At 66.4% G+C, this 13,665-nt stretch carries 9 protein-coding genes and 1 pseudogene; 5 read left to right on the forward strand and 5 right to left on the reverse strand.

Annotated elements, in window-relative coordinates; genetic code table 11:
• Window positions 1–103 precede the first annotated feature (103 nt).
• From fhuF to PNI01S_RS09010, 4 genes are all read right to left on the reverse strand, one after another.
• Entirely contained in the window at window positions 104–859 is a 756-nt protein-coding gene (fhuF, locus tag PNI01S_RS08995; RefSeq protein WP_084357926.1) for a siderophore-iron reductase FhuF, read from the reverse strand.
• 46 nt (window positions 860–905) lie between these two features.
• Entirely contained in the window at window positions 906–1,892 is a 987-nt protein-coding gene (locus tag PNI01S_RS09000) for a GNAT family N-acetyltransferase (RefSeq protein WP_084357928.1), read from the reverse strand.
• Between the two features lie 98 nt (window positions 1,893–1,990).
• Window positions 1,991–3,325, reverse strand: coding sequence for a lysine N(6)-hydroxylase/L-ornithine N(5)-oxygenase family protein (locus tag PNI01S_RS09005; RefSeq protein WP_084357930.1), 1,335 nt, complete (start codon window positions 3,323–3,325; stop codon window positions 1,991–1,993).
• A gap of 452 nt (window positions 3,326–3,777) precedes the next feature.
• Entirely contained in the window at window positions 3,778–4,284 is a 507-nt protein-coding gene (locus PNI01S_RS09010; protein WP_084357932.1) for a sigma-70 family RNA polymerase sigma factor, read from the reverse strand.
• Between the two features lie 126 nt (window positions 4,285–4,410).
• On the opposite strand from PNI01S_RS09010, the gene PNI01S_RS09015 reads away from it, so the two are divergent.
• The 5 genes from PNI01S_RS09015 to fhuB all read left to right on the forward strand — a co-directional run bounded on the left by PNI01S_RS09015 (window position 4,411) and on the right by fhuB (window position 13,090).
• Window positions 4,411–5,427, forward strand: a complete 1,017-nt coding sequence (locus tag PNI01S_RS09015; protein WP_084357934.1) for a FecR family protein — start codon at window positions 4,411–4,413, stop codon at window positions 5,425–5,427.
• Between the two features lie 372 nt (window positions 5,428–5,799).
• Window positions 5,800–7,488, forward strand: a complete 1,689-nt coding sequence (locus PNI01S_RS09020; protein ID WP_084357936.1) for a cyclic peptide export ABC transporter — start codon at window positions 5,800–5,802, stop codon at window positions 7,486–7,488.
• Window positions 7,489–7,657: 169 nt separating this feature from the next.
• Window positions 7,658–10,054, forward strand: coding sequence for a TonB-dependent siderophore receptor (locus PNI01S_RS09025; RefSeq protein ID WP_084357938.1), 2,397 nt, complete (start codon window positions 7,658–7,660; stop codon window positions 10,052–10,054).
• Window positions 10,055–10,182: 128 nt separating this feature from the next.
• Window positions 10,183–11,088 (forward strand): ABC transporter substrate-binding protein, encoded by a 906-nt coding sequence (locus tag PNI01S_RS09030; protein ID WP_084357940.1) that lies wholly within the window; start codon window positions 10,183–10,185, stop codon window positions 11,086–11,088.
• Window positions 11,081–13,090 carry a Fe(3+)-hydroxamate ABC transporter permease FhuB gene (gene fhuB, locus PNI01S_RS09035; protein WP_084357942.1) on the forward strand — a complete coding sequence of 670 codons (2,010 nt, stop codon included), beginning with the start codon at window positions 11,081–11,083 and terminating at the stop codon, window positions 13,088–13,090. Before PNI01S_RS09030 ends, fhuB begins: the two co-directional genes overlap by 8 nt.
• A 59-nt stretch (window positions 13,091–13,149) precedes the next feature.
• On the opposite strand, the pseudogene PNI01S_RS09040 reads toward fhuB, so the two are convergent.
• Window positions 13,150–13,665, reverse strand: a pseudogene (locus tag PNI01S_RS09040) (dioxygenase family protein); the annotation flags it as partial.

Here is a 13,665-nt window from a genome sequence, read left to right on the forward strand (position 1 = left end):
TATCGCCACGCTCCACGCCATCCTGCGTCCATGCGCCAGCGTGATTCTCGGGTGAGCGGAAACGCCGGCCGCGGGCATGGGCGGCTGCGACAGGAATGTTCGATTACAGATCGCTGGTTTCCGCCGGCGGCTCGTCGATCAACGGGCAATTATCGCAATTGCCCATCTCCCCCAGCCGATAGCGAATGCAGCAGGTCCGCCGCTGCCGCCAGAGCCCGTCGGGGCGCTGCGCGCAGGACACCTCGATATACTGGATCGGCTTGAACAGCGGATTGCGCGTGCCATCCGGCCGGCGCTCGGTCTCCAGCAGCTCGCGACCGTGCCCCAGCATCGGAGCCAGCGGCGCTAGCTTGCCCATCTCGCCGATGAACCACTCGAAGTAATTCCCGGCATTGCTCCACAGCACCCTGGGCGACAGGCGCACCTCGGCGGCGAGGCGCTGCACGAAGGGTTGCAGGTGACCTTCCAGCAGATGGGCGAAGCGCTGGAACGGATCGCCCGGCAGCGCCGCGAACGGCCCACCCTCCCCCGGCAATTTGAAAGCCTCGGGAATGCCCTGGGCATCCAGCACCACTTCCACGTCGTCGAAGTCCAGCGGCAGCGTGCGGCCGAGCACCAGCGCAGCGGCAACGGCCGGCGGGATGATCCGCACCAGGTACCACTTCGACCACTGCGAGGCCAGGGCGCGGCGATCGCCATCGGCGTGGGAGGGGTCGAAGCGGCGCAGCACGCTGTCGAGCCTCTCGCGTTCGAGCAGCGTGCGGGCCGGTATCGAAGGGCGAGGATCGTCGCGAGTCACCAGCACCTCGCGGTAACTGGCGAACTCGCCGAAATACAGCGGCGCCAAGGCTGCGATCACCGGCAGCCCTCGGTCGCGCGGCCCTCGATCCGGCAGAGCAGCGCTGTCAGCACAGGGCGCACCGCTCGAAGAAGGTTTCCCGGCTCTGCACCATCAGCGCGGCGCGCTTGTGCGGGAAGTTGAATTCCTTCTCGCGCCAGAAGCCCAGGCGCTGCATGTGGCCGATCATCTTCGCGTTGTCGGCGCGCGGTTCGGCGACGATGCGCTGGGTGCGCGGGTCGTCCAGCAGCAGGTAATGCACCAGGGCGGTCATCCAGCTTTCCACCTTGTGCGGCCCGCGATGGGGTTCCTCGCCCACCAGCATGTGGATGCCGCGGTCGTAGTCACCCACGTCGTAGAACGGCGCGATGCGGTCTTCCTTGGCCCAGTAGGCTTCGTAGTAGGCGAAGGGCTCGTCGTCGATGCAGCCGATCAGGGTGGTGGTGTGCGGGTCGGCAGCGGCTTTTTCCAGGTAGGCACGGTGCTGTTCGAGGGTGCCGCCCTCCTGCCAGAACTCCAGCACGCGCGGGCTGTTCTGCCAGCGGTTGAAGCGCTCCAGGTCCAGCGCGATGTCCAGGGTGCGCAGGGAAATCCATTGGCCCAACTTTGCATCGAAGCGGCGATAGACCTCACCCTGCGGCTTGGGCGCGCGCAGCGGATGACGGCGGCCGCTGCTGATGCGATAGACCTGCGGGTAATCGGCACTGGCGATGCCCTTGTGCCAGGCAGCAGGCAGCTGCCAGAAGGCCGCACGCTCGATCTGCAGGTGCCCGCCGACTTCATCGCGGCTCACCAGGCCCTGCTCCAGGGCCGCGGCGGGTACGTTGGCGACAGCGAACTGCACGCGCTCACACTGCGCGTCGCCGGCAAAGCTCCAATAGGCCAGCGCCCAGAGGGCATCGCGGGTGACGGCACCGTTGAGCTGCCAGCACTCGCCCTCGCGTTGCGCAGTCAGCAGCGGTTCGCCACCGAGCAGCAAGGTCAGGCCTGTGGCACCGCGGTCGGCGGACAGTTGGCGGCCATCGGGCAGCGATAGGGAAAAAGTGGGCGTCATGATGGATAACCTTTCGTGAATGCAACGACCCCGCCCGTATGACGAGCAGGGTCGGCAGGAATTTAGTCGGCCCGGAAGAAATCTCCGGACCGTTGGCTTCAGGCGCTTTCGGCCGCCAGCGGACGCGAGGGCTTGTGTGCCGATTCCTGCGGCGGCAGGTGCTCGAACATCGACGCGGCGATTTCCTCGGCGCGCATCGGCAGGACCGACAGCAAGGTGTCGCTCAGGCCGTGGCTGTCCTGGGTGAAACCCTGCAGGTAGATGCCGGCGTGCAGGCGCTCGTCGGCCAGCACGCGGTAGTCGCGGCCCACCTCGAAATCGCCCAGGTAATCCTGCAGCGGCGCAAGCAGCTCGCGGTGCGATTTGCGCTCGTAGCCGGTGGCGAGGATCACCGCGTCGTAGCGATGGGTTTCCACGGCGCCGGTGGCGCTGTCGCGCAGGGTCAGCTCGATGCCACCGGCGTCGGCCTTGGCGGATTCGACGTTGCGGCGGCAGAGGAAGGCATGGCGATCCGCGCCGGCCACCTTCTGGCGGTAGAAGATGCCGTAGATGCGCTCGATCAGGTCCAGGTCGACCACCGAGTAGTTGGTGTTGTGGAATTCCTGGATCAGCTTCTCGCGCTCGGCCTTGGGCTCGTTGAACACCAGGTCGGTGTAGCGCGGGGCAAAGATTTCGTTGACGAAGGGGCTGTCGTCGGCCGGCTTGAGCACGGCCGCGCGCAGGACCATGTCGACCTGCACCGAGGGGAAGCTGTCGTTCAGGTCGATGAAGGCTTCCGCCGCGCTCTGGCCGCCGCCGATCACCGCGATGCGCATCGGCTCGTTCTGGTTGCAGCGCTGCTTGGCCATGCACTCCAGGTAACGGGCGTGGTGGAACACGCGCGGATCGTCACGCAGGTGGTTGAAGGCGGACGGGAAGCGCGGCGTGCCGCCGGTGCTCACCACCACGCTGCGGGCCAGGCGGAAGCGCTCGTGGCCGCGGGCATCGGTGGACAGCACCTTAACCAGTTCGATGCCGTCCGGGCCCTGCACCGGCTCCACGCGGCTGACCGTCTCGCCGCAGACGCGCTGCTCGGCGAACTGGTCGCTGACCCAGCGCAGGTAGTCGTTGTACTCCATGCGGCACGGGTAGAAGGTGCCCAGGTTGGTGAAGTCGATCAGCCGCCCCATCGCATGCAGGTAGTTGACGAAACTGTACGGGCTGGTGGGGTTACGCAGGGTCACCAGGTCCTTGAGGAAGGAAATCTGCAGCTCGCTCTGCGCCACCAGGGTGTTGCCGTGCCAGCGGTAGTCGGCCTGCTTGTCGAGGAACAGGGCGTGGTAATGGCGGCCCTCGCGTCGCGCCTGCTCCTGCAGGGCGATCGCCAGCGCCAGGTTGGAGGGGCCGAAACCGATGCCGAGCACGTCGTAGGTCGGGGTGATCATCTGAGTCATGGTGCCAATGTCCTGTGTCGCGATGGCCGTGGGGCATGACGGCGCGGGAACCGGTGGCCTACTGCTCGGCCCTGCCAGGAGCGCCCCGCCGCTTGGCGGCCGGCACTCGATCCTGCGTGTCGCCCATGATTTGCGCTGTCGATAGCGCGTTATCTGGAGAGACGAGACAGGCTTCGGGAAATTTAGAATGATTCTCACTAAGTCATGAAAATTTCAGAATGACGAAGAGCTGAGTGGCACCTGGAATCTGCGTGCGGGCCCGCAGAAATTAATTGTCGGCGCGGGCCATACGTCTGTGTATGTAATTGCGATTGGTGCGGTGCGGTGCGGTGCGGTGCGGTTCGCGAGCAAGCTCGCTCCTACAGGCTGGGTTCGCGCGCTCTTTGTAGGACCGAGGGGGACGCCCAGTCCTTGCTCGCAAACCAGAGATGACGGGGAGGAATGAGGTGTGACTAACCCTGCACGCCCCAGGCCCTGAGCCGCAGCCGGCAATGCTTCATCGCGTTGACGATGTGCTTCTCCACCATGTCGCGGGAAATGCCCATGGCTTCGGCGATCTCGATATGGCTGCAGCCCTCGACCTTGCGCAGCAGGAATGCGCGGCGACAGTTTTCGGGCAGCTCGCCAAGGGCGCGCTGGAGCAACTGCAACTGCTGCTGCCGGCTGGCCTCTTCCTGCGGGCAGCGCTCGTCGAGGCAGCCTTCGCGATCGAGGGTTTCCAGCTCTTCGGTGCGGCGCACGCGTCCGCGCCGGTGCAGGTCGATACTGAGGTTCACCGCCGTGCGATAGAGAAATGCGCGAGGTTGTTCGATATGCTCGTCACCCTTGCGGTCGAGCAGGCGCAGGAACGCCTCCTGCGTCACATCGGCAGCCGCCTGGCGGTCGCCGAGGCTGCGATTGAGGTACAGGACCAGTTCCTTGTAATACCGGATGAACGCGCTTTCCACCCCGTCGGGCATCCTATGAAAAACAGTCGAGGCTGCAGGCGCCTGCTGACAGTCCGAGTCAGGCTTATTTATAATCACTCGCATCAACACGAAAAGAAAGTGTGATATCGGCCGCAAACGGCCTCACCGAGATCCCTGATGACCAGCTCCCCCGCCCCGTTCGACGATGACCGCATCAGCGCCGAAGCCGCGCACTGGTGCGCGCGTCTGCACGATGAGTGCAGCGATGCCGAGCGCGCCGATTTTGCGCAGTGGCTCGAAGTCGACCCGCGACACGAGGAGGAGTACCAGGCGATGCTGGAGATCTGGCAGCTCTCGGAACTGCTGCCGCCTACTCCGCAGATCCAGCCGAACCTTGTCGTCAGCCCGGCACCCCATCGCGCACGCAGCCAGCGTCGTCCTCGTAACGGCAGGCGTATTGCCGCCGTGGCCGCTGGCCTGCTGGTCGCCATCGGCGCGGTCTGGTCGGCGGGCTGGTCCGCCGGGTTGCTGCCCTCGCGGGTCGGCTATTACGCTGCGCAACCCGCGCCGCGCATGGTCGAACTGGCCGACGGCTCGAACGTCGAGCTCAACAGCAATTCGCAACTGGTCTTCGCCAACTTCCGCGACCGCCGCAGCGCCTGGCTGAAAAGCGGTGGCGAAGCCTACTTCCAGGTCGCCCACGACACGCTGCAGCCCTTCTCGGTGTGGACCGACAACGGCAGCGTGCGGGTCACTGGCACCCGCTTCAACGTCTGGACCGACTCCCGCCAGATGCTGGTCACCCTGCTCGAAGGCTCGGTGGTGGTCAGCCCTCCCGACAGCGTCGACGGCAACAGTGCGCAACTCACACCCGGCATGCAGGCCCGCTACCTGAAGGGTAGCGAGCGCATCGAACTGGCCCAGGTGGCCCCGGCCGGAGCCATCGCCTGGACCGAAGGCAAGCTGGTGATCGACGACCTGACGCTCCAGGCCGCCATCCCGCTGATCAATCGCTATCTCAAGCAGCCGGTATTCCTCGACGACGCCACGGTCGCGGCCATGCGCATCGGCGGCATCTACCGCACGGACGACCTGCAGGCGCTGGTGGATTCGCTGCCCAAGGTCCTGCCGCTGGAGCTGCGCAAGGACAACCAGGGCCGTATGGTGCTCGCCAGTCGGTACGTGCAGCTCTGATAGTCGCCACGCGGGCATGCCGGGTAGCGGCGTGCCGTGCGGGATCGCGAGCAAGCTCGCTCCTACAAAAAGCACCCAAGTCCCAGGCCAGACTGCAGGAGCGAGCTTGCTCGCGAACTCCAATGCGACGAAATCCGCAGCTGCCGACAGACTCCGACACCTGGTGCCCGCTCCTGAAAGAGGCCGCGACCAGGCGTCCCACCCATACGCGCCCTTCCTACTTGCGAAACTTTCGCAAATTCTCTTCAGTTTTCTCCTGGCTCATTCGTCTTGATAGGAACGATTCGGATTTGCCGATGATCTCCTGATTCGCGCGCCGTCTCGTCCCGTTGTGCGGCCTGCCCTGTGGCAGGCCGGGGCCAGGAAAAGACGATGCCAACACCCGCTCCAAGCGCCTTGCGCGAAATGCTCAAACTGCTGCGGCCGCACTGGCTGCCGCTGACTGCGGCCACCCTGCTGGGGATTCTGGGCGGCTCGGCCATCACCGCGCTGCTCGCCACCATCAACTACAGCCTGCACTCCCAGGGCGGCATGCCCGCCGGCCTGCTGCTGGGTTTCGCCGGGCTGTGCGTACTGGCGCTGCTGGGCTCGATCATTTCCGACATGGGCACCAACTACGTCGGCCAGCACGTGATCGCTCGACTGCGCAAGGACCTGGGCAGCAAGATCATTTCCGCGCCCATCGAGCAGATCGAGCGCTACCGCAGCCACCGTCTGATTCCGGTGCTGACCCACGACATCGACACCATCAGCGACTTCGCCTTCGCCTTCGCGCCGCTGGCCGTCGCCCTGACCACCACACTGGGCTGCCTGGGGTACCTGGCCTGGCTGTCGCCGCCGATGTTCCTCGCCACCGCCATCGCCATCGTCGTCGGCAGCGCCGTGCAGTACGTCGCGCGGGCCAAGGGCATCAAGGGCTTCTTCGAGGCCCGCGACAAGGAAGACGAGCTGCAGAAGCACTACCGCGCCATCGCCGAGGGCGCCAAGGAGCTGCGCATCAGCCGCCCGCGCCGCTTCCAGCATTACAGCGAACGCCTGCAGGGCACCGCCGACGAGATCTGCGACATCCAGCTGCGCTCGATCAACCTGTTCAACGTGGCCAAGGGCTTCGGTTCCACGCTGTTCTTCATCGTCATCGGCGTGGCGCTGGCGTACCAGTCGCTGTGGCCGAGCACCGACCAGGCGACGCTGTCCGGCTTCATTCTGGTGCTGCTGTACATGAAGGGCCCGCTGGAAGGGCTGCTCGGCCAACTGCCGGTGGTGACCCGCGCACAGGTCGCCTTCCGCCGCATCGCCGAACTGTCAGTGCGCTTTTCCTCGCCGGAGCCGAACCTGCTGCTGGCCGACGACGGCCGACAGCCGCTGGAGTTCCAGTCCATCGAGCTGCGCGACCTGGCCTACCACTACCCCACCGACGACGGCACCCGTGGCTTCGGCGTCGGCCCGCTGAACCTGAAGGTGAATCGAGGGGAAATCCTCTTCATCGCCGGCGAGAACGGCTGCGGCAAGACGACGATGATCAAGCTGCTGCTCGGCCTCTACGTCCCGCGCGCCGGCGAACTGCTGCTCAATGGCGAAGCGGTCGGCGATAGCGGCCGCGACGACTACCGCCAGCTGTTCACCACCATCTTCGCCGACTACTTCCTCTTCGAGGACCTGCTCAGGGGCAGCCAGGACATCCCGGCAGAGGCCGGCCGCTACCTGGAGCGCCTGGAAATCGCCCACAAGGTCAGCCTGCAGGGCCAGGCGTTCTCGACGACCGACCTGTCCACCGGCCAACGCAAGCGCCTGGCGCTGGTGCAGGCGTGGCTGGAGAAGCGCCCGGTGCTGGTGTTCGACGAATGGGCCGCGGACCAGGACCCGGAATTCCGCCGCATCTTCTACACCGAGCTGCTGCCCGAGCTGCGCGCCCAGGGCAAGACGCTGATCGTGATCTCCCACGATGACCGTTACTTCGACGTCGCCGACCGCCTGCTGCGCATGCGCGCCGGGCAGATCGTGGAGATCGAGGACCACCGCACTGCGACCCCGCCCGGCCCTTCCGGCGTGGCGCTGCGCTGACCGTCGGGCGGCCCGGACGGCCGCCCTTTCACCCGGTCGTCGTTGAACAACAAAAAAGATCGAACGGAATTTTCCGGTTTTTTCCAACCAGCGCGTCACATAAAGCTGAATCATTCTTATTAGAAACTGCATTACAAGATCACGCTGACAAGATCATAGGAGCTAACAAGTGAGTCGCACCCGCAATGCGCTGCAATCCCGGCACCCGGTGAAGCCCCTGGCCCGCCTGGTCCGCGCCACCGCCCTGGGCATGGTTCTGACCGCCACCGCCGTAGAGGCTGCGCCGGTCCGCATCGATATCCCGGCCCAGTCGCTGGCTTCCGCCCTGACCAGCCTGGGCACGCAGTCGAACCTGCAGATCGTCTTCAACCAGACCCAGGTGCAGAACCTGCGCGCCCCCGGTGTGCGCGGCGAGATGGAGCCCACCGCGGCGCTGGAGCGCCTGCTGCAAGGCACCGGCATCAAGTACCAGGTCGAAGGCAGCCGCGTGACCCTGCTGGGCGCCGATGCCGCCAGCGGCGACACCCTGAACCTGTCCGCCCAGGTCATCACCGGCGCCATCGAAGGTGAAGACAGCTATGTGCCGCGCACCTCCAACAGCGGCAGCAAGACCGACACCCCGTTGCTGGAAATCCCCCAGTCGATCTCGGTGATCACCCGCAAGCAGATGGACGCCCAGGGCGCCCAGACCGTGACCGAGGCGTTGCGCTACGTGCCCGGCGTCAAGGTGGAAGCCTATGGCCTGGACCCCAAGGGCTTCGACTGGATGTACATCCGCGGCTTCAATGCCCAGGCCACCAGTGACTACCTCAACGGCCTGCGTCAGCAGAACAACAGCTACGCGTTCTTTCGCAGCGAGCCCTATGCCTTCGAGCGCATCGACGTGGTCCGTGGCCCGTCTTCCAGCCTGTTCGGCATGGGTGATGCCGGCGGCATCGTCAACCGCGTGAGCAAGAAGCCCACCGCCAACCACATCAACGAAGTGGAACTGACCGGCGGCAACCATGACCGCAAGCAGGGCCAGTTCGACCTGGGCGGCGCGCTGGACGACCAGAACCAGTTCCTCTACCGCGTGGTGGGCCTGGCCCGCGATGCCAACACCCAGGCCGAATACGACGACGGCCACGAGGTCGAGGACGACCGCTACTACATCGCCCCGTCCTTCACCTGGGCGCCGGACGAAGACACCAGCCTGACCGTGCTCACTGACTTCCTGCGTGACCGCAACTCCGGCTCGATCTTCGACTACAGCGTCAACGGCCACCCCACCGGCACCCTGCTCGGCGATCACAGCTACAACCACTTCAGCCAGGACCAGTACACCCTGGGCTACGAGTTTCGCCACCGCCTGAACGACACCTGGGAATTCCGCCAGAACGCCCGCTACGGCCAGGTCGACCTGGTGTTCGCCAACCTGCTGCCGCAACTGCAGGTCGGCCGCAACATCATCCGTACCGCTGACCGTTTCGATCAGCACATGGACACCTTCAATCTGGATAACCAGTTCCAGGCCAACTTCGACACCGGCGCGTTCAAACACACGCTGCTGATGGGCGTCGACTACAGCTGGCAGGACGCCGACATCGCTCGCTGGCGCACCCTGGGCCCGTCGCTGAACCTGGACAACCCGCAGTACGGCCAGAGCGTGCAGCGCCCGACCAAGGACACCACCCTCCCCGGCCAGGCCATCAACTACGACCAGACCATCCAGCAGGTGGGCGGCTACATCCAGGACCAGGTCAAGTTCGACGACCACTGGATCCTCACCGCCGGCGGCCGCTACGACTACGTGCGCAACGACCTCGACAGCCATACCAGCGCGCACACCATGCAGAAGGACAACGCCTTCACCGGCCGCGTCGGCCTGACCTACCTGACCGATTTCGGCCTGGCGCCCTACGTCAGCTACTCGGAGTCCTTCGTACCCAACACCGGCATCACCGCCGACGGTGGCGCCTTCAAGGCCAGCGAAGCCCACCAGTACGAAGCGGGCGTGAAGTTCCAGCCGGACGAAACCCTGCTGATCACCCTGGCCGCCTACGAGCTGACCAAGGAAAACATCCTTACCACCCAGCTCAACGCCAACGGTGTGCCGACCGGCTTCAGCGAGCCGACCGGCGAGCAGCGTTCGCGCGGCATCGAGGCCGAGTTGAAGGCCAAGCTGGATCAGAACTGGGACCTGCTGGCCTCCTACACCTACACCAAGGCCAAGATCACCAGCAGCAACGACGGCAACGAGGGCAATCGCCCGGCCAACGTGCCCGAGCACATGGCCAACGGCTGGCTGAACTACACCTTCCACGAAGGCGCGGTCGACGGTCTCTCCATCGGCGGCGGCGTGCGCTACACCGGCTCGCTCTACGGCAACAACGCCAACACCTACCACGTCGACAACTACACCCTGTTCGACGCCGGCGTGAGCTACCCGCTGAACAAGAACGTGACTCTCTCGGTGAACGCCCAGAACCTGCTGGACGAGGAATACGCAGCCACCTGCGACAGCCCGATCTCCTGCTACCCGGGCCTGCGCCGCACCGTCATGACCAGCGTGAAGTACAGCTGGTAAGGCACGGGCGGAAGCGGCCCCGCGCCGGTTCCGCCTGCTGCTTCCGGGCTCCCTGTTCGCAGGGGGCCCTTTGTTGTTTCAAGAGCCTGCTGTTTCAGAAGCCTGTTGTTTCACGCGAGGAGTAGTGCATGTCCCTCACCCGTCGCCACCTGCTGCAGGGCCTCGCCCTGGGTGGCCTGGCCTGCGCCTGCGGCCTGCCGGTTTTCGCCGGTGAGCGCCTGACGCGGATCGTCGCGCTCAACTGGGTCGCCGCCGAGACGCTGCTGACCCTGGGCGTACCGCCGCTGGCGATTTCCGACGACCGCTATTACCGGGTGCGCATGCCGACCATGGCTCTGCCGGAAAGCGTGCGTGACGTGGGCCCCTACTGGGAACCGAACCTCGAACTGATCCAGCAACTGCAGCCGCAACTGATCCTCAGCGACCCGATGACGCCGACCTTGCAGCGTCGACTCAACGGCATTGCGCCGACCGAAAAGGTCGCTATCTACCCGGCTGCCGAGGGTGCCTGGAAAGCCACTACCGACTTCATGAACGACCTGGCGCGGCGACTCGGCGTCGAGCAGGCGGCTGCCGACTACATCGCCGCCGGCGAACAGCGCCTGGCCGAACTGCGCGCAGAACTGGCCAAGCGCAGCCTGCCGCCGGTGTGCGTCGCCGTACTCAACCAGGACGGCCGCCACGCCGCTGTCTACGGCAGGAACAGCATGGTGCAGGACGTGCTCGACCGCCTCGGCGTCGAGAATGCCTGGCAAGGGCCGGTCGGCCCGGTGGGGCTGGCCATGGTCAGCATCGAACGCCTGGCCGAGCGCCCGGATGCGCACCTGGTCTACGTCGACATCCCCACCACCTCGGCACGACTGCAGAGCCTGCGGCAGCCCAACGACCTCTGGGCCAACCTGCCCGCCGTGCGCCAGGGGCACACGCTGACGCTGCAGCGCTTCTATCCCTACGCCGGCGCTGCCTCGGTGCTGGACCTGGCCGAACGCATCGCCGCTTACCTGGACAATGCCACGGAGGTCGCCCATGCCTGAATCGACCCTCGGACTCGCCGCACCACGCCGCGGCCTGCCGATTGGCCCGGCGCTCTGTACGCTGCTGCTGGCGCTCCTCGCCGCACTGCTGGTATTCCATGGCCTGCAAGGCGCCCTGCCCCGCGAACTCTGGTGGCAGGCCTTGTGGTCGCCGGACCTGGACGACGTGCGCCAGGTGCTGCTGCACTTCAGCTTCTTCCCGCGCCTGGCGGTGAGCCTGATGGCTGGCGCCGCGCTGGCCCTGGCCGGCACGCTGTTCCAGCAGATCCTCCGTAACCCGCTGGCCGAGCCGGTGACGCTGGGCGTTTCCGCCGGCGCCAACCTGGCACTGTCGGCCGCCACCATATTCGCCCCGACGCTGCTGGTGCATGGCCTGGAAGCCGTCACCCTGACCGGCGCCGCGCTCGCCACCGCCCTGCTGTTCGCCTTTGCCTGGGGCCGCACGCTGTCACCGCTGCGTTTCATCCTCGCCGGCATGGTCATCAGCCTCTATTGCGTGTCGCTCAACGCGCTGCTGGTGCTGTTCAACCACGACTACCTGATCGACCTGCTACTCTGGCAGGCCGGCTCGCTGAACCAGAGTGGCTGGGACGGCGTGCTGTACCTCGCCCCGCGCCTCGCAGTGGCCATGGTCATCGCCCTGTTGATGGTGCGCCCGTTGGCAGCCCTGGGCCTGGAAGATGAAGGCGCGGCGGCGGTCGGCGTCAACCTGCGCCGGACCCGCGTGCTCGGTCTCGCCGTGGCGGTGGCGCTGAGTGCCTTCGTGACCAGTGCCGTAGGCATGCTCGCCTTCGTCGGCCTTGCCGCGCCGGCGATTGCCCGGCTGTGTGGTGCCCGCACGCTGAAGCAACGGCTGATCTGGGCGCCACTGCTGGGCGCTGCGCTCCTCTGCGTGGTGGACCAGATCGCCCGCGAGCTGTCGCGCTTCGCCGGGGAAATTCCCGCCGGCATCCTCACCGGCATTTTCAGCGTTCCGCTGCTGCTGTGGCTGCTCAGCCGCCAGCGCAGCGGCGGGATCATCCCGCGCCCGGCGCCGGCCAGGCCGCAGCGGGAGCATCCGTGGCGGCTGATCATCGGCATGGCCATCCTGCTCGCCTTGCTGACGCTGCCGGCGATCCACTTCGCGGTGGACGCCAACGGCTGGCACTGGGGCGACGCCGGTCTGAGCGACGCCATCGCGCAATGGCGCCTGCCGCGCGTACTCGGCTCGCTCGCCGCCGGCGCCATGCTGGCCGTCGCCGGACTGCTGGTGCAGCGCCTGACCGGTAACCCCATGGCCAGCCCGGAAGTCCTCGGCGCCACGTCCGGCGCGGCCATCGCCGTGCTGGTGCTGTTCCTGGTGATGCCGCAGCCGCAGGCCTACATGGTGCCAGCCGCCAGCATCGGCGCGCTGCTGACGCTCGGCCTGCTGCTGTGGTTCGCCTGGCGCAAGACGTTCAACGCCGAGCGGCTGCTGTTGACTGGCGTGTGCCTGACCACCTTGTTGCACTCGTTGAGCACGTTGCTGCTGGCCAGCGGTGACCCGCGCATGACCGCGATGATGAGCTGGATGACCGGCTCGACCTATCAGGTGGATGTGACGTCCGCGAGCACCGGCCTGGTCGTCGGAGCGTTGATGATCGGTATCAGCCTGCTGCTGGCTCGCCCGCTAGACCTGCTGACCCTGGGCAACGGCACCGCGACTGCGCTGGGCTTGCGGTTGCGCGGTAGCCACCTGGCAATCCTGCTGACCGCTGCGGTGTTGACCGCCACCGCTACCATCATCGTCGGCCCACTGAGCTTCGTCGGTCTGATCGGCCCGCACATCGCCCGCCACCTCGGCGTCCGCCGCGCCGCGCCGCAATTGCTCCTGAGCGCGCTGGCCGGAGCCGTGATCATGGTGGTGGCGGACTGGCTGGGGCGGAACATCGCCTATCCCTGGCCGGTCTCTGCGGGGCTGCTGGCGGCGTTCATCGGTTGCCCGTACTTCCTCTGGCTGATGCATCGGGAACGGCGGGGCTGAACGCAGCACGCCCAAGGTCATGCAGGGCGTGCAACCGCGAACCGTTGTCCGCCTTACGGTCAGGTCCCCTGCAGAGCGCGAGGACGATTGCTGCGGTCTTCGGCTCCGGCAGCGACGGCCCGCTGCAGCTGGAAATCGAACTCGATCTCGGCGAAGCGCCCTTCCACACCGCGCGCCTTGGCCGCCGCCGCGTCCTCGACGAAACGCAGCTCGCCGATCAGCCCGTCGCGGGTGGCATAGGCGAAGTCGTCCCACAGGTACTGGTCGCCGGCGAGATTGATCTGTGTGGTCAGGTGGCGATGGCCCGGCGCGGAGATGAAGAAGTGGATGTGCGCCGGGCGCTGGCCGTGGCGGCCGAGTTGGTTCAGCAGCTCCTGGGTCGGCCGTCCGGCGGGCAGCCGTAGCCGCTGGGCACGATGCTGCGCGCCTGGTAGCGGCCTTCGGCGTCGGTGACGATGCGCCGGCGCAGGTTGTACTCGGACTGGGTACTGTCGAAGTACGAGTAGGTGCCCTTGGTGTTGGCGTGCCAGAGGTCGACCACGGCACCGGCCAGCGGCTTGCCATCGAGGTCGAAG

It is taken from the genome of Pseudomonas nitroreducens NBRC 12694, from assembly GCF_002091755.1.
Lineage (GTDB): Bacteria > Pseudomonadota > Gammaproteobacteria > Pseudomonadales > Pseudomonadaceae > Pseudomonas > Pseudomonas nitroreducens.